Annotated in this window: 10 protein-coding genes; 5 read left to right on the top strand and 5 right to left on the bottom strand. The window is 46.7% G+C overall.

Annotated features, from left to right (window positions below):
- Window positions 1-190: IS3 family transposase (locus ACK5MF_RS10000; protein WP_416921782.1), on the top strand; the 190-nt coding region annotated here is incomplete at its 5' end.
- A gap of 200 nt (window positions 191-390) precedes the next feature.
- Here ACK5MF_RS10000 and ACK5MF_RS09995 read toward each other — a convergent pair.
- Entirely contained in the window at window positions 391-1,803 is a 1,413-nt protein-coding gene (locus ACK5MF_RS09995) for an FAD-dependent oxidoreductase (protein WP_416921780.1), read from the bottom strand.
- 18 nt (window positions 1,804-1,821) lie between these two features.
- The gene (gene gltB, locus ACK5MF_RS09990; protein WP_416921778.1) at window positions 1,822-6,285 is read right to left on the bottom strand and encodes a glutamate synthase large subunit; all 4,464 of its coding nucleotides are present in this window, start codon (window positions 6,283-6,285) and stop codon (window positions 1,822-1,824) included.
- Window positions 6,286-6,322: 37 nt separating this feature from the next.
- Here gltB (ACK5MF_RS09990) and ACK5MF_RS09985 point away from each other — a divergent pair, with 37 nt between their 5' ends.
- Window positions 6,323-6,607, top strand: coding sequence for a hypothetical protein (locus tag ACK5MF_RS09985; protein WP_416921776.1), 285 nt, complete (start codon window positions 6,323-6,325; stop codon window positions 6,605-6,607).
- 320 nt (window positions 6,608-6,927) lie between these two features.
- Here the strand turns inward: ACK5MF_RS09985 and ACK5MF_RS09980 are convergent, their stop codons facing one another.
- Window positions 6,928-8,382 (bottom strand): glutamate synthase subunit beta, encoded by a 1,455-nt coding sequence (locus ACK5MF_RS09980; RefSeq protein WP_416921774.1) that lies wholly within the window; start codon window positions 8,380-8,382, stop codon window positions 6,928-6,930.
- Window positions 8,382-12,920: a glutamate synthase large subunit gene (gltB, locus tag ACK5MF_RS09975; protein ID WP_416921772.1), complete on the bottom strand. Its 4,539-nt coding sequence runs from the start codon at window positions 12,918-12,920 to the stop codon at window positions 8,382-8,384. Before gltB (ACK5MF_RS09975) ends, ACK5MF_RS09980 begins: the two co-directional genes overlap by 1 nt.
- 525 nt (window positions 12,921-13,445) lie before the next feature.
- Between gltB (ACK5MF_RS09975) and ACK5MF_RS09970 the strand changes: the two genes are divergently transcribed.
- From ACK5MF_RS09970 to ACK5MF_RS09960, 3 genes are all read left to right on the top strand, one after another.
- The gene (locus ACK5MF_RS09970; RefSeq protein ID WP_416921771.1) at window positions 13,446-14,378 is read left to right on the top strand and encodes a TIGR01212 family radical SAM protein; all 933 of its coding nucleotides are present in this window, start codon (window positions 13,446-13,448) and stop codon (window positions 14,376-14,378) included.
- Between the two features lie 291 nt (window positions 14,379-14,669).
- Window positions 14,670-17,015, top strand: coding sequence for an aerobic respiration two-component sensor histidine kinase ArcB (gene arcB / locus ACK5MF_RS09965; RefSeq protein ID WP_416921770.1), 2,346 nt, complete (start codon window positions 14,670-14,672; stop codon window positions 17,013-17,015).
- Between the two features lies 1 nt (window position 17,016).
- Window positions 17,017-17,484 carry a hypothetical protein gene (locus ACK5MF_RS09960; RefSeq protein WP_416921768.1) on the top strand — a complete coding sequence of 156 codons (468 nt, stop codon included), beginning with the start codon at window positions 17,017-17,019 and terminating at the stop codon, window positions 17,482-17,484.
- Between the two features lie 148 nt (window positions 17,485-17,632).
- Here the strand turns inward: ACK5MF_RS09960 and ACK5MF_RS09955 are convergent.
- A partial coding sequence (locus ACK5MF_RS09955) for a transposase (protein WP_416921405.1) occupies window positions 17,633-17,852 on the bottom strand: 220 nt, incomplete at its 5' end.

Here is a 17,852-nt window from a genome sequence, read left to right as displayed (position 1 = left end):
TGCAGTGGCTGAAAACTTCTTCGCTTTACTCAAAACAGAGATGTATCACGGTCAAAGCTTCACTGATGCTGATGAACTGATTGCAAATATCGAAGAATATATAGAGTATTACAATACAAAACGGATTAAGGTGAAATTTAAAGGCCTGACTCCGATAGAATATCGAAATCAGGCCTTGCAAGCCGCTTAACAGAAATGTCCAACTTTATGGGGTCACTTCACTCTGCGTGGGAATGCATATTTGACTAACAAAAAGTCAGATTAACTGCCTATTTTGGCTTTGGTATGCATTCCCACGGGGGACCGTGGGAACGATAACTCTGTCTTTTTGAGCTTAACTGACAGACATTAACCGCGATTGCCTGCGATCCTTTTGATTTTTAAAATGATTTACACGCCCAAGTAATCCAAAATACCATCAGCAGCTTTGCGACCTTCATCGATGGCGGTAACCACTAGGTCTGAGCCTCGAACAGCGTCACCACCAGCAAAGATCTTCTCGTTGGTAGTCTGGAACTTAAATGATTGCTCGGCAGGGGCTTTGATTCGCCCCCATTGATCCAGTTCTACGCCGTGTGGTTCTAACCAGCTCATTTGATGAGGTTGGAAACCAAATGCCATAATGACAGCATCTGCTTCAAGTACATGTTCACTGCCAGCTACAGGCTCAGGGCGACGACGACCTGCATCATCTGGCTCACCTAACGCTGTCTGAACCACTTTTACACCGGTAACGATGCCTGATGCGTCGACTTCAATGCCAAGAGGCTGAAGGTTGAACATGAATTCCACACCTTCTTCTTTGGCATTTTTCACTTCACGGCGCGAGCCTGGCATGTTCTCTTCATCACGACGGTAGGCACAGATAACACGTGAAGCGTTTTGACGAATGGAAGTGCGTACACAGTCCATCGCCGTATCGCCACCACCCAGAACCACGACTTTCTTACCTTGCATATCGATAAATGGAGCAGGGTTTTCTAAGTTCATCACTTTGTAAGTGTTTGAAATCAGAAAAGGCAATGCGTCAAATACGCCTTGTGCGTCTTCGTTCTCCAGACCGGCACGCATGTATTTGTATGTGCCTACGCCAAGGAATACGGCATCGTATTGATTGATCAGATCTTGCAACTGAACATCTTTACCGACTTCCACATTCAAGCGGAACTCAACACCCATGTCAGTGAATACACGGCGACGGTTTTCCATCACCCCTTTTTCCAGTTTGAAAGAAGGGATACCGAAAGTCAGCAAGCCACCGATTTCAGGGTAACGGTCAAACACCACAGGTTTAACGCCGTTACGCACCAAGATATCAGCAGCGGCAAGGCCTGCCGGACCTGCACCGATAATGGCTACTTTTTTATCCGTCCACTCAACCTGCGACATATCCGGTTTCCAGCCCATTTCAAATGCTGTATCGGTAATGTATTTTTCAATATTACCGATAGTGACTGCGCCGAAATCCGCATTGAGAGTACATGAACCTTCACATAAACGGTCTTGAGGGCATACGCGACCACACACTTCAGGCAAGCTGTTGGTTTGGTGCGCAAGATCAGCCGCTTCCATAATGCGACCTTCATTGGCCAATTTCAGCCATTGCGGAATGTAGTTGTGTACCGGACATTTCCATTCACAATATGGGTTACCACAATCCAAGCAGCGGTCAGCTTGCGCTGTCGCCTGCTGCTTAGTGAAAGGTTCGTAAATTTCTACGAATTCAATTTTACGAATGTTGAGCGGCTTCTTCGCCGGATCAACACGGTTAACATCAATAAATTGGTATACGTTCTGGCTCATAAATCGGGCTCCTTCCAATTATTGTGCTTGAACACGTAGTTCTGCAGCGCTACGGCTTTGGTGACCCAATAGGGTTTGTAGATCCGCAGCCTGTGGTTTGATTAAATAGAACTTTGGAATCCATTGGTCAAAGTTGGCTAAAATGTTTTCTGCGTGAGCAGAACCTGTCTCTTCCAGGTGCTCTGCGATAAGTCCACGCAGATGCTCCTGATGGATGTAGAGATCTTTTAGCGATAATGCTTCAACCGATTCTTCGTTGACACGACCCTGGAAATCACCGTTCTCATCAAGAACGTAGGCAAAACCGCCGGTCATACCTGCGCCAAAGTTCACGCCAGTGGCGCCTAGAATCGCGACGATACCGCCAGTCATATATTCACAAGCGTTATCACCGGCACCTTCAATCACGCTAATAGTGCCTGAGTTACGTACGCCAAAACGCTCGCCAGCTTTACCCGCCGCAAACAGTTTGCCGCCTGTCGCGCCATATAAACAGGTGTTACCGATAATCGTAGCTTCGTTACAGCTAAAAGCCGTGCCTAAATGCGGTTTGATGACAATTTTACCGCCAGCCATGCCTTTACCAACGTAGTCGTTGGCATCACCAGTTAGGTATAGTTCTACACCACCAGCGTTCCACACGCCGAAAGATTGACCTGCAGTACCATCCAGTACCACTTTGATTGGCGAGCCAGCTAAACCAGCATTACCGTAGCGTTTAGCAATTTCACCCGACAAACGAGCACCCACAGAGCGGTCTGTGTTGATCACATCGTAGTAAAGCTCGATAGATTGTTGGTTTTCCACTGCTGCAATTGCATCTTCGACGATTTTCTGGTTGAGAACGCCTTTATCAAACGGGGTGTTTGGCTCTGTGCAGCTTAAAGGTAGTCCTTGAGGTGACACCGGAGCTTCAAGAATGCCAGACAAATCAAGTTTGCTTTGCTTCGCGGTTAAACCTTGAACCGCTTCTAGCAGATCAGTACGACCAATCAGATCCGTGAGTTTCTCAACGCCCAGTTCTGCTAAGTAGCCACGGACTTCTTCAGCAATACCGGTGAAGTAGTTGATGACCATCTCTGGCAGACCTTTGAAGTAGTCTTTACGCAGAGTTTCGTCTTGCGTTGCTACGCCTGTCGCACAGTTGTTGAGGTGACAGATACGCAGGAACTTACAGCCCATGGCAACCATAGGTCCGGTACCAAAGCCAAAGCTTTCGGCACCTAAAATAGCCCCTTTGATCACATCCAGACCAGTTTTCAAACCACCATCGACTTGCAGGCGAATCTTATGACGCAGACCGTTAGCAACCAGCGCTTGCTGCGTTTCAGCAAGACCGAGCTCCCAAGGGCTACCGGCATATTTTACTGACGTTAGCGGGCTTGCCGCTGTACCACCGTCGTAACCTGAAATGGTAATTAAATCGGCGTAAGCTTTCGCTACACCGGTTGCGATAGTGCCAACACCCGGCTCAGAAACCAGTTTTACGGATACTAGGGCTTTCGGGTTCACTTGCTTCAAGTCGAAGATAAGCTGTGCTAAGTCTTCGATAGAGTAAATATCGTGGTGCGGTGGCGGTGAAATCAGGGTTACACCTTGTACCGAGTGACGAAGTTTGGCAATTTCAGCCGTCACTTTATGACCCGGTAACTGACCACCTTCACCCGGTTTCGCACCTTGAGCAACTTTGATCTGCAATACGTCCGCATTGGTTAAGTAGTGCGGTGTGACACCAAAACGACCCGAGGCTACTTGTTTGATGCGTGAGTTACGTTCAGTACCAAAACGACGCGGATCTTCACCACCTTCACCAGAGTTAGAAAAACCACCTAAGCGGTTCATCGCGGTTGCTAGCGCTTCGTGCGCTTCAGGACTCAGAGCACCGATAGACATCGCCGCAGAGTCAAAACGCTTAAATAGCTCAGTTGCTGGTTCAATCTTCTCAAGCGGCAGTGAGCGGTCTGATTTTTTCAGTTTCAACAAGTCACGCAGCATCGCGGCAGGTCTTTCGTTAACTTGTTTAGCAAAGTTCTTATAATCGCTGCTTTCGCCAGACTTGACGGCTTTTTGCAGCGTGCCGACTACATCTGGGTTGTAAGCGTGGTATTCGCCACCGTGAACGTATTTCAGTAAACCTCCGTGTTCGAGAGATTTACGCGCCGCCCATGCTTTGCGAGACAGGTTGAACAAGTCTTGTTGGAAATCGTCAAAACTTGCCCCCTGAATGCGTGTTTTCACGCCTTTAAAGCAAAGTTCGACCACGTCATTGTGCAGACCCACGGCTTCAAATAGCTGTGAACAACGGTAGGAGGCAACAGTCGAGATGCCCATTTTCGACATGATCTTATACAGACCTTTGTTGATACCGTACTGGTAGTTCTGCATCACATCGCGGTAGCTCTTATCAATCGCACCGTCATCGACCATTTTGCCTAATACTTCATAAGCCAGATATGGATAAATCGCTGTCGCACCAAAGCCGATTAATACCGCAAATTGGTGTGGGTCACGAGCCGTTGCAGTCTCAACAATAAGGTTGGCATCGCAACGCAGATTCTCTTCAACCAAGCGAGTATGAATCGCACCCACAGCCATTGCCGCAGGAATTGGTAGCTTGTCTTTGGTTAGCGCTCGATCGGAAAGCACAAGTAGAACTGTGCCACCACGAACCACTTCAACGGCTTTATCACACAAGTCGATCACTGCTTGTTGCAGCGTCGATTGCTGTGGATCGAAGTTAATATCCAAAATCGTGTTGCGGTAGTGCTGATCACTCAGAGTGAGCAATTGCTGCATGTCAGAGTAGAGCAAGATCGGTGAGTCGAAAGTCACACGGTGTGCGTGACCATCGGTCTCGTTAAACACGTTCATCTCCTGACCAATACTGGTTGCCAGCGACATGACGTGTTTTTCACGTAGTGGATCGATAGGTGGGTTCGTCACCTGTGCAAATTTTTGACGGAAGTAGTCAGTGATTAAGCGCTCTTTCGAAGACAGTACTGCCATCGGGGTGTCATCACCCATGGAGCCAACCGCTTCTTGAGCCATGTCACCGAGTACACGAAGTACCTGATCGACTTCTTCGTTGGTCATGGCAAACTGCTTTTGGTAAGTTTTTAGCAGCGTTTCATCAAAGCTACGCTCACCAACTTGATCATCAGGAAGTTCAGCAAAAGACTTGAGTTTGTAAACGTTGTTTTTCATCCACTCGCGGTATGGGTGGCGGCTCTTAAGATCGTTGTCGATCTCGCTTGATTGCCATAACTTGCCTTTGCGAGTGTCAATAACCAGTAGTTCACCCGGTCCAACACGGCCTTTCTCTGCCACTTCATCAGGTGCGTAGTTCCAGATACCCACTTCAGACGCAAGGGTGATCAGTTTGTCTTTGGTGATCACATAGCGGGCAGGACGCAGACCGTTACGATCTAAGTTACACGCCGCGTAGCGACCATCCGATAACACGATACCTGCCGGACCATCCCACGGTTCCATATGTTTCGAGTTGAAATCGTAGAATGCGCGTAGATCTTCGTCCATATCTGGGTGGTTTTGCCACGCTGGCGGAACCAGCATACGCATGGCTCGGAACAAATCCATACCGCCAGCAAGGAAGAGGTCCAGCATGTTATCCAGGCTTGAAGAGTCAGAGCCTGTTTCGTTAACAAACGGTGCAGCCGTGCTGAGATCTGGCAGTAGCGGCGAGGTAAACTTATAGGCACGCGCCCGCGCCCATTGGCGGTTGCCATCAATGGTGTTGATTTCACCATTGTGTGCCAAATAACGGAAAGGTTGAGCCAGAGGCCAACGAGGCTGAGTGTTAGTCGAAAAGCGCTGGTGGAACAGGCAGATAGCCGATTCCATACGTAAGTCAGCAAGATCCAAGTAAAAACGAGGTAAATCCGCTGGCATACACAAGCCTTTATAAACAATCACTTGTGTAGAAAGAGAGCAGATGTAGAAATCTGCATCATCGGTGATCTGTTTTTCGATACGGCGACGAGCAATGTACAGACGGCGCTCGATATCACGCTCACGCCACCCCGCAGGTGCCGTGATAAAAATTTGTTGAATGTCTGGTAGTGAATCGGCAGCGATTGGACCGAGAACCTTGGGATTGGTTGGTACCACACGCCAGCCCGTGACCGACAATGTTTCTTGCGCCAGCTCTTTATTGATGATGTCGCGAGCAGCTTGAGCTTTGATTGGGTCTTGGCTAAGAAACACCATGCCGATAGCGTATTGCTTACCAAGGTTCCAACCTTGTTCTTCAGCAATTAAGCGCAGATAAGAGTCAGGCTTTTGCAGTAGAAGACCACAACCATCACCGGTTTTTCCATCGGCTGCGATGCCGCCACGGTGTGTCATGCGATCAAGTGCCGAAATCGCTGTGCGAACCAATTTATGACTGACTTGACCTTCCATATGTGCAATCAAGCCAAATCCACAGTTGTCTTTCTCAAGACGAGGATCGTATAGAGCCATTGCAATTCTCCCTTTGCTTCTGTCTACAAGACAGTAAATGACTATTCTCTTCCTACTTGAAGCCGCAGCGGTGTTGTCTGCGTTCGTTCACCCCAATCGCATAGTTATCTATGCTCATGGGGACTCACTCACTTGCCGCCTACCTGCAACTCCAAGTAGTTTGAGTATGACTATTCCCTTCCTGCTTTCAGTGGCCATGCTCGGGTTGAACAGTGCTCTCTATTGCCTATGGGGCATAGCAAGTCATTCACTTGTCGCTTTTGCCACTGCAGGTTATTTGGATATTGTTGTTATTATTTGGATATTTATTTCTAAGAATTGACTAAAAATTTAACAATTTTGAGCAGTTTGTTTTCAATGAGTTCACAACCTATAGCTAATTGTGAAAAAGGTCAAGTTATTGAGCTAAAATCCTCTTTAAGGACGATTTAGGGTGCATTACTCTAAAATAATTGAATAAATTCAATATCATGAATTATTTATTATCACAAAAATTTAACATGAAAGTCTCAATATATGAGAAAAGAATAAAAAAGGCTAGTAGGGTATACTAGCCAAAAGGAAGGTATAAATAGACTTTTATTTGGTAACTCGCGGTTATCTTAGTTTTATCATTTAAGATAACCGCAATTTTGTGGATTATTATGCTGAAAGCATTAATGAATCCGCTTTTGCTTCCAGATTGGTATTACCCATCAGGTATTGGTCGATAGAACGAGCACATTCGCGCCCTTCATTGATACAACGGACTACCAGAGACTGACCGGTCCGCATATCGCCAGCGGCGAAAACACCTGCTTGGTTAGTCGCGAAACCTTCGGTTGCTACGTTACCACGTTCATCAAGGGCAATATCAAGCTGAGCAAGTACGCCATGTGGTTCTGGGTGTAAGAAGCCCATTGCCAAAAATGCCATATCACAAGCAATAACACGTTCGCTGCCTGCAACTTCAGTAAAGTTGCGCGGATCGCTCCAAACGATATCAGCAACACGTAATCCCGTGACTTCGCCTTTATCATTGCCGATAAATTCTTTAGTCAGGATGTTCCAATGACGTTCACAGCCTTCTTCATGCGAAGTTGAAGTGCGCAGAATCATTGGGTATTGCGGCCAAGGCATATTGGCAGGACGTTTGTCTGCCGGCATAGGCATGATCTCGACCTGAGTGATACTCGCCGCACCGTGACGGTTAGATGTACCCACACAGTCAGAGCCAGTATCACCACCACCGATCACCACTACGTGCTTACCTTTAGCGTGGATCTCTTCTGTTTTAAGATCCATGCCATTGGCACGACGGTTATTCTGAGCAAGGAACTGCATCGCGAAGTACACGCCGTTCAACTCACGTCCCGGAATCGGCAGATTGCGAGGCACTGTTGAACCACCAGTTAGCAGTACCGCATCGAATTCTTGGCGTAGTTGCTGTGCGTTGATATCGACACCTACATGCGCATTTACGATAAATTGAACACCCGCTTCAGCCATCAGATTGATTTTGCGATCAATCACTTCCATGCTGAGTTTGAAGTCAGGAATGCCAAACCGTAGTAAGCCACCGACTTTTTCATCGCGCTCATAAACCGTTACCGTATGACCGGCACTGTTTAATTGCTCAGCCGCTGCGAGACCTGAAGGGCCAGAACCAATGATGGCAATTTTCTTACCAGTACGGGTACGCGGAGTTTTTGGCTTGGCATAACCTTCACGATAAGCCGTTTCAACAATGGTTTTCTCGATATTACAAATCGTGATTGGATCTTGGTTGATACCCAGTACACAGGCACTTTCACATGGCGCTGGGCAAACTCGACCGGTAAATTCCGGGAAGTTGTTGGTCGAACTTAAAATGTTCCACGCCTCTTCCCAGCTATCGCGATAAACCGCATCGTTGAACTCAGGAATGATGTTCCCGATAGGGCAGCCGTTATGACAAAACGGCACGCCACAATCCATACAACGAGAAGCTTGGGTATTAATTTTGCTGCCAAACTCTTCGTTTAGAACGAACTCTTTGTTGTTTTTGATACGCTCAGCCGGGGCAATCTTTTTCGGAAGCTCACGGCCATGCTCTAAAAATCCAGTAGGCTTACCCATTATACGGCCTCCGCTTCTGTCTGTTGTGCTAGTGCCTTACGCTTTTGCAGAACCGCTTTGTAATCACGCGGCATCACCTTAACCATAGAGTTTAGGCTTGCTGCAAAGTTATCAAGGAACGACTTGGCAACTTCACTTCCTGTGAATTGAACATGCTTAGTTAACATATCCAGTAGTAGCTCTCTGTCTTCTTGTTCTATCGGGTCGAGATCGACCAGCTCAGCGTTCAGTTTAGATCTGAAGTCACCAGACTTATCCCAAACATAAGCGACACCGCCACTCATACCGGCAGCAAAGTTACGACCTGTAGAGCCCAGAACAATTGCAGTACCACCGGTCATGTATTCACAACCGTGATCGCCGATGCCTTCAACCACTACTTTGGCACCCGAGTTACGTACACAGAAACGTTCGCCCGCCATACCACGAATGTAAGACTCACCAGAGGTTGCGCCGTAGAAACAGACGTTACCAACCACGATGTTGTCTTCTGGAACTATGGTCGATTTCGAGTCTGGGTAAAGAATCAAAGTACCACCAGACAGACCTTTGCCCCAATAGTCGTTGGCATCGCCTTCCACTTCAAATGCCACGCCTTTCGCAAGGAATGCACCAAAGGATTGACCCGCAGAGCCGCTGAATTTCACATTCATCGCTTGAGGCAAGCCTTGGTCTTTGTAGACTTTTGAAATTTCGTTCGACAGCATAGTGCCCACTGAACGGTCAGTGTTGATGATTGGCAGCTCTGCATGAATCGCTTCGCCGCGCTCAAGCGCAGGAGCAGCAATCTTGATCAGAGTACGGTCTAACACGTTGTCCAGGTTGTGATTTTGCTGTGTCTGGTTGTAGATACCATCTTCTGCGCGAGCATGTTCGATATAAAGCACCGGCGACAGATCGAGGTTTTTATATTTCCAGTGTGTCACGTCTTGGCGAGGTTTCAGTTTCTGACCCTGACCAACCATGGCATCGATAGTGCGGAAGCCAAGCTCTGCCATGATTTCACGTAAACCTTGCGCCATGTATTGGAAGAAGGTGATGACATCTTCTACGCGGCCATCAAAACGCTCACGCAGAGTTTTGTTCTGTGTTGCGATACCAACAGGACAGGTGTTCTTATGACACTTACGCATCATGATACAGCCTTCAACCACCAGTGCTGCGGTTGCCACGCCCCATTCTTCAGCGCCCAGTAGCGTTGCAATCGCAAGGTCACGAGGGGTTTTCATCTGACCATCGGCCTGAACAACGATACGGTTACGCAGACCGTTTTTCAGTAGCGTTTGGTGCGTTTCCGCCAAGCCAAGTTCCCAAGGAAGACCGGTATGGCGAATGGAAGAAATTGGCGATGCACCGGTACCGCCATCGAAACCTGCGATGAGCACCACGTCGGCTTTTGCTTTCGCAACACCCGATGCGATGGTTCCTACGCCCGCTTCTGAAACGAGCTTCACGTTCACGCGGCCCGCACGGTTGGCGTTCTTCAAGTCGAAAATAAGCTGAGCCAAATCTTCGATGGAGTAGATATCGTGGTGTGGCGGTGGAGAAATTAAGCCAACTCCTGGTGTTGAGTGACGCGTCGCACCGATCCAGTCATCGACTTTATCACCCGGTAGCTGACCACCTTCACCCGGTTTCGCACCTTGAGCCATCTTGATTTGCAGTTCATCGGCGTTAGTCAGATAGTACGAAGTCACACCGAAGCGACCTGATGCTACCTGCTTGATTGCTGAGCGTTCCCAATCACCATTTTGTTTACGTTCAAAACGAATTGGATCTTCACCACCTTCACCAGAGTTGGATTTCGCGCCTAAGCGGTTCATCGCAATCGCCAGTGTCGAGTGTGCTTCGTGAGAGATAGAACCGAATGACATGGCACCCGTCGCAAAGCGTTTAACGATGCTTTCGATCGGTTCAACTTGTTCAATTGGGATCGAACCGGCTGGGTTTTTAACAAATTCAAGCTGGCTACGCAGTGTCACTGCGTTGTCGCCTTGCTTATCAACCGCTGCTGCGTATTGCTTGAACTGAGCGTAATCTTTATTACGTGTTGATTGTTGCAATAAACTGATGGTTTCTGGGTTGAACAGGTGTTTTTCACCACGTTGTTTCCACTGATAAACACCACCGACATCGAGCATACGAATTGGCACTTCACGAGTTGGGTAACCCACACGGTGGCGAACTACTACTTCTTTGGCGATGTCATCCAGAGTTAAGCCCTGGATACGAGAGACCGTACCGGTGAAGTATTTGTCTACTACCGATTTATGGATGCCTAGCGCTTCGAAAATTTGTGCGCCGTGGTATGACTGAAGTGTTGAAATCCCCATCTTAGAGAAGATCTTCAACAAGCCGCCATTGACTGCTTTGCGGTAGTTTTCGAACAATTTGTCTACTGGCGTTTCCGCATCGAGTTTTTTACGACGTTGCAGATCCACTAGTGTTTCAGACACCAGATATGGGTTGACGGCGTTTGCACCGTAACCCAGTAGTGTAGCAAAGTGGTGCGTTTCACGCGCATCACCGGTTTCAATCACGATACCACAACGAGCACGCAAACCTTTACGGATCAGGTGATGGTGAACGGCGCCCACAGCAAGCATTGCTGGAATAGCCGCATGGTTTGAATTCACTGCACGGTCAGTTAACAGGATGATTGAGTAACCATCAATGACTGCGTCTTCTGCATATTGGCAGATACGTTTTAGCGCCCGCTCAAGTTTGCCCGGATCGCCACTGGCCTGAAATACGATATCCAGCGTTTTGGCTTGCAAGTGTTCATTATCGATGGCACGCAGTTTTTCTAACTCAGCGTTAGAAATGACCGGAGTCTCCAGTTCCACTTTTCGGCAGTGTTGCGGTGTTTCAGCAAGCAGGTTTTGATCTTTACCAATATAGGTATTGAGCGACATGACCATACGCTCACGGATCGGGTCGATCGGCGGGTTGGTTACCTGAGCAAACAACTGCTTGAAATAGTTGGCTAAGTGTTGCGACTGATGCGAAAGCACTGCTAATGGCCAGTCTGCACCCATGGCTGAAAGCGGCTCTTTACCTTCGCTAGCCATCGGCACTATGATGTCGTTCACTTCTTCAATGCTGACACCAAATGCCTGTTGGCGGTGGAGTAAACGTTCTGGGCTCGGTTGGCTGTGTGCGTTGTCTGCTTCTGGCAGTTTGTTCAGGCTTAGCAGGTTATCTTCAACCCATTTTTCATAAGGTTGAGCACTTGCAATACCGTCTTTGATCTCTTCATCAGAAATGATGCGACCTTGTTCCAGGTCGGCAACGAAGATACGACCCGGTTGCAGACGACCACGGAATTCGACGTTTTCTGGTGCGATTTCAACTACGCCTGATTCTGACGCCATGATGAGAAAATCATCTTTTGTTACTGTGTAGCGAGAAGGGCGAAGACCGTTACGGTCAAGCGTTGCACCTACCTGAACGCCGTCGGTGAAACAGACAGATGCAGGACCATCCCACGGCTCCATGATGTTGGCATGGTAACGGTAGAACGCACGGCGAGTTGGATCCATGGTTTTATTTTCTTGCCATGCTTCTGGGATCATCATCATCAGAGCATGAGGCAAGCTACGACCAGAAAGAACCAGTAGTTCTAGCGCCATATCGAAGTTTGCTGAATCCGACATGCCTTCCTGACAAATAGGCAGCAGCATATCGATTTCAACTTGAGTGAATAGCTCCGATTTTAGAATCGCTTCACGCGCTTTCATCCAGTTCAAGTTGCCACGAACCGTGTTGATTTCACCGTTGTGAGCAATGTAGCGGAAAGGCTGAGCCAGACGCCATCTCGGGAATGTGTTGGTTGAAAAGCGAGAGTGAACAAGCGCTAGAGCAGTCACCATGGATGGATTTTGTAAATCGAGGAAGTATTGCGGTACTTGCTCTGTGGTCAACTGACCTTTATAAACCAATGTCTTGTAAGACATTGAGTTAATGTAGAATTCGTCTTTGATGTTGGAAACGCTTTCCAGACAAACACGGATGGTGTAGTTACGTAGAACATAAAGCTTACGCTCAAGTTCTTCAGGAGTAACCCCAGGTGCTGCGGAAATAAATACGTGTTCAAACTGAGGTTCGGTGCTTAATGGATCGGCACCCAACATTGAGTTGTCGGTTGGCAGAACGCGGTAGCCGATCACGTCGAGATCCAGACGGCGGGCATTGCGTTCAAGAATGTCACGGCATTGTGCTCGTTTGTACTCGTCTTGCGGGAACAGCATGACACCCACGCCATACTTTTCAAAAGAGGGCAGTTTAATGCTCAGCTTTACTGCTTCTTCGAGTAAAAATTCGTGTGGTTTTTGCAATAAAATACCGGCACCGTCACCACTGCATGGGTCACAACCCTGACCGCCGCGGTGTTCCATACGCGCAAGCATGTCCAGAGCCTGTGTCACTACGTGATGCGACTTACGGTTCTTTAGGTGAGCAACAAAACCGATACCGCATGCGTCATGCTCCAGTTCTGGAGTATAAAGACCTTGCGAATTTTGCTGTCTATCTACCATAGATACTTCCTTCCAGTTCAAGCGGACGCAATTTCCCTAAGGCATGCCTTAGCATTGCTTCCGGTCCTTTTATAATTAATGAATCTAAACCAACCCGTGCCGGTTGGTTCGCATCCTTTCGGTCTCTCACGGAAAAATTTTGTGAGAAAAACAATCCTTAGTGATATCCATTTTTAATGATCACTTTTGTAGTGATTTATATAGGTGGGTTTGGATAATCACAGATGTTTTACAGGGTTTTATGTAATAAAATAAACAAAAACAGAGCAAAACTGAAAATATCCTACATTTTTGTTGCATGAAATTCCAACGAAAAGTCTGCTTTCTTAGGCATTTTTTTGTTGTGAAGTGCATAATAATTTTAACAAATGAATAACATTGCGCTTTAAATGCTTATTTTATGAATGTTTATTGATTTTGATTGGGTCTTGCAACGTTATAGCTACTTACAATTAGTCCGCCTTTTTTGGAATTTAATTACAAAGATCGCATTGAGAACTATTTGCATTTATTTTTGGTACCCATATGCAGTTACACGAGCTAGTTAATACCATTGGACAAGATCTTCAAAGACGCTATGGAGAGCGGGTTCACAAGCTGACTTTGCACGGTGGTTTCAGCTGTCCTAACCGCGATGGCACGATTGGTAAAGGTGGTTGTACCTTCTGTAATGTGGCTTCTTTTGCTGATGAGCAGACGCAAATTCAAAGCATCGAAGAGCAATTAAAAGACCGCGCGGGAGAAATTCACCGGGCGCGCAAATATCTCGCCTATTTTCAAGCCTATACCAGCACTTATGCTGAAGTTCAAACTCTTAAAAATATGTATGAGCAGGCGCTGAAGGCGGCAGATATTGTCGGTTTGTGTGTGGGTACTCGTCCTGATTGTGTGCCAGATGCGGTGCTGGAGCTTCTTGCCGGCTATGTTCAACAAGGCTATGAAATTTGGTTGGAACTGGGCTTACAAACGGCGAATAATAAGACCTTGAAACATATCAATCGAGGTCATGATTTCGCCTGTTATGCGCAGATCACTGAGCGCGCACGAGCATTGGGAATTAAGGTCTGCACACACTTAATTGTCGGTCTGCCTAAAGAGAGTCGTGACGATAACATAGAGACTTTGCAAAAAGTGTTAGCCGTGGGCACTGACGGTATCAAATTGCACGGTTTACACATTGTCGAAGGCAGCACAATGGCGAAAGCATGGCGTGCCGGCAAGCTCGAAGCCCCTAGTCTGGAAGATTATGTTTCTATTGCTAGCGAGATGATTCGCTTAACTCCGCCTGAGGTGGTGTATCATCGTGTCTCTTCTGCCGCACGCAGACCAACCTTGTTATCTCCGTTATGGTGTGAAAACCGTTGGCTGGCGATGACGGAAATTGGTAAAGCATTAGATAAAGAGGGGGCGCAAGGTTCTCTTATTGGTCAGCCTTTTCACTATCAAACGGTACGGTAATACCAACCTGAATAAAAATATGATCAAATTCAATATTGGTGAAATAGCGAATGGGCATCGAACACAAACACGCCCTTATTTTTTTATAAGAATGCCCTTCCATGGGGCTCCGCCGAGCCATCCATGGCTCGGAGGGTTTGCTTATCGACACCCATTCACTGATCAGAAAGTTTTCCAGAACGGTATAAATTCCTGCTAGTTCAAATTCTTCAAAGACGAGTCACTTCTTTGGCTGACGCTAAGCATAGAAACAGGCTAGACTACGGCTAATTCATTCCTGTGGAGTTATGAATGAAACCGATGAAAAATCTTGCCCAATACTATGTTGATTTGTTAGTCAAACTGGGTATTTTACGTTTCTCTATTTTACTAGCACTTGCCTTAGTTGCCTTAGCCGTTGTGGTTCAGGTGGGAATTACTCTCGCCCTTAATGGCTATGTTGATGATATCGATATTCTCCGGTCGGTATTTTTTGGTTTGATCATCACTCCTTGGGCTGTCTATTTTCTTTCTGTGGTTGTTGACCAGTTGGAAGAGTCCCGTCAACGTCTGTCGAAGTTGGTTTCAAAGCTTAAAGATATGCGCTCACGTGACCAAGAGCTGAATTATCAACTCCAACAGAACATCGTGAAGCTCAACCAAGAGATCGAAGAACGTATTAAAGCCGAAGAAGCGCGTGAAGAAGCGATGGTCGATTTAGAGACTGAAGTTTTCCAGCGTGAGAAAACACAGCTTGAACTGGCGGAACGGACGGCTCTGTTACGTTCTTTCATCGATGCTTCTCCGGACTTGATCTATTACCGCAACGCCAAAGGTGAGTTCTCCGGCTGTAACCGTGCGATGGAAGAGCTCACGGGCAAGAAGGAGAGTGAGCTGGTTGGTTTAACGCCATGGGATGTGTATCGCAAAGAGATCGCCCAGTCGGTCGTCGAGACAGACCAAAGTGTCTTCAAAAACAATCGCGCCATCACTTATGAGCAGTGGCTAGAATATCCTGACGGTCACAAAAACTATTTTGAACTACGAAAAGTCCCTTTTTACAGTAATGAAGGACGGCACTTGGGGTTAGTGGGGTTTGGTCGCGATATCACCGAGCGCAAGCGTCACGAAGAGTCATTAGAAAAAGCTAGCCGTGATAAAACCACATTTATCTCGACTATTAGTCACGAATTGCGTACGCCATTGAACGGTATTGTCGGTTTAAGTCGCATGCTGCTTGATACACCAATGACAGCAGAGCAGCGCAAACACATGCAGACCATTAACGTCAGTGCAATTACCTTAGGTAATATCTTTAACGATATTATCGACATGGATAAATTTGACCGCCGTAAGTTAGAGCTTTTTCCTGCTCCTTTGAACTTCGAAGAGTTTGTGGCAGAGCTTGAAAGCTTGTCGGCTCTTATGGCGGAACAAAAAGGGCTGCGATTCGATCTAGAACGATTAACTGATTTGCCAGAGTTAGTCAGTGTTGACGCTACACGACTTCGCCAGGTGTTGTGGAATTTGATCAGCAATGCGATGAAATTCACCAAAGAGGGTGGTGTGGTGATGAACGTCAGCGCGGATATTGAAGATGATATGGCCTATATCACCATGGATATTGAAGATACCGGTATCGGTATTCCTGAAACTGAGCTCGACAAGATTTTCGCCATGTACTATCAGGTAAAAACAGGGCAAGACAACTTACATGCAGTAGGTACAGGGATTGGGCTTGCGGTTTCACGCCAGCTTGTCAATTTGATGGGGGGCGATATTACCGTCAGCAGCGAAGAGGGTTTTGGCAGTACCTTTACGGTCTCAATCAGCGTGCCACTGGTGGATGCATCGCAAATTAAAAAGGCACCGCAAATCGTGCAACGTAGCCTAAATATCTTTATGGTTGAAGATATTGAGCTGAACGTTACTGTCGCGCGTTCGCTGTTGGAAAGTTTGGGGCATAAAGTCACGGTAGCGATGACAGGGCAGGCGGCAATAGATACCTTCAAGCCCGAACTGTATGACCTTGTGTTCCTGGATATTCAGTTGCCGGATATGACCGGTTTTGATATTGCCCAGTACTACCGTAGCCATTATACAGAACTGCCACCGCTGGTGGCTCTTACTGCAAACGTGCTGAAAGACCGTTCTGAGTATTTTGCAAAGGGGATGGATGACGCTATCAGTAAACCACTTTCTGTCTCTGCTGTTCAGGATGTGATAAGCAAAGTGACGATGAATCCTCAGCAACTCACTGACGAGGTAAAACCGATGGAAAAAACAATTGAAGGTAAAGATGACCTTTATGTTCGACTACTGGATCTCGATATGTTGACCTCTTATGTGGATATTGTCGGCTCAAAACCTGTACTTGATAGCATTCAAATGTTTGAAGAGATGATGCCAAGCTATATTGAAGTTCTCGACTCGAATATGGTGGCAAAAGATCAAGAAGGAATTGTTTCGGAAGCACATAAGATAAAAGGAGCAGCGGGCTCTATCGGTCTAAAACATATTCAAAATGTGGCGCAGAAAGCGCAGTCTCCAGAGGCCCCTGCCTGGTGGGAAAATATTACCGATTGGGTTGAGGAAATAAAAAATGAATACCTTAACGATATTGAAGTGCTCAAACAGTGGTTAGAACAAAGGAAATAAAATGAAAAAACTCATTATCGCGTTATTGGTTTTAGTCACGGCAGCTTGTACTTCGCAGACTGCAACTCAAACTGTAGCAGACATTAACTGGACCCAAGACAATCTGGCGGCGTTGTCTGATACGGCTATCCAACTGAAAAGCAATTTGTGGACAGATAAGATGCCTAAAATTGATCGAGCCGCAGACAGCCAACCACTAAATGGAACTCTGATGTTGGATACTTCTGGCGAACTGTCGGCAGAATTGGTGGTTGAAATGGTCGTCATTAAGCAACAAGACCATACGTGGATGATTCAAGGTGAAGAGACTGAGCTTAGGACATTAAGTGAAAATTTATGGGAAGTGGTGTTTAGTACTGAAGTCGCGGTCGATGTTGACAAGCGCGTTCACGTGGCTTTAGCGTTGAGTGATAACAATGGTGATGTATGGTTAGTGGAACGCAATGTTGCTATTGATAAGGTTTACTAGTTGATAAAGTTTACTAGTTGATAAGGTTTACTCGTCGATGCCTTGCTCGGCATAAAAAAGTAAAGCCCCATTAAGGGCAATGCCAATCAGTTAAGAAAATCTCTCGTTCCCATGCTTTGAAGTGACCCCATAAAGTTGGACATTTCTGTTAAGCGGCTTGCAAGGCCTGATTTCGATATTCTATCGGAGTCAGGCCTTTAAATTTCACCTTAATCCGTTTTGTATTGTAATACTCTATATATTCTTCGATATTTGCAATCAGTTCATCAGCATCAGTGAAGCTTTGACCGTGATACATCTCTGTTTTGAGTAAAGCGAAGAAGTTTTCAGCCACTGCATTATCTAAACAGTTTCCTTTTCTCGACATA

This window comes from Vibrio sp. (genome assembly GCF_047973365.1).
Taxonomy (GTDB): domain Bacteria; phylum Pseudomonadota; class Gammaproteobacteria; order Enterobacterales; family Vibrionaceae; genus Vibrio.
The sequence above is the reverse complement of the archived record's forward strand: the minus strand, read 5'-3'. Positions and strand labels throughout refer to the sequence as shown.

Excerpts from the sequence above, each read along its gene's own strand:
- ACK5MF_RS09995 (WP_416921780.1), bottom strand. The coding sequence starts at position 1,803 with ATGAGCCAGAACGTATACCAATTTATTGATGTTAACCGTGTTGATCCG.
- gltB (WP_416921778.1), bottom strand. The coding sequence starts at position 6,285 with ATGGCTCTATACGATCCTCGTCTTGAGAAAGACAACTGTGGATTTGGC.
- ACK5MF_RS09985 (WP_416921776.1), top strand. The coding sequence starts at position 6,323 with ATGACTATTCTCTTCCTACTTGAAGCCGCAGCGGTGTTGTCTGCGTTC.
- ACK5MF_RS09980 (WP_416921774.1), bottom strand. The coding sequence starts at position 8,382 with ATGGGTAAGCCTACTGGATTTTTAGAGCATGGCCGTGAGCTTCCGAAA.
- gltB (WP_416921772.1), bottom strand. The coding sequence starts at position 12,920 with ATGGTAGATAGACAGCAAAATTCGCAAGGTCTTTATACTCCAGAACTG.
- ACK5MF_RS09970 (WP_416921771.1), top strand. The coding sequence starts at position 13,446 with ATGCAGTTACACGAGCTAGTTAATACCATTGGACAAGATCTTCAAAGA.
- arcB (WP_416921770.1), top strand. The coding sequence starts at position 14,670 with ATGAAACCGATGAAAAATCTTGCCCAATACTATGTTGATTTGTTAGTC.
- ACK5MF_RS09960 (WP_416921768.1), top strand. The coding sequence starts at position 17,017 with ATGAAAAAACTCATTATCGCGTTATTGGTTTTAGTCACGGCAGCTTGT.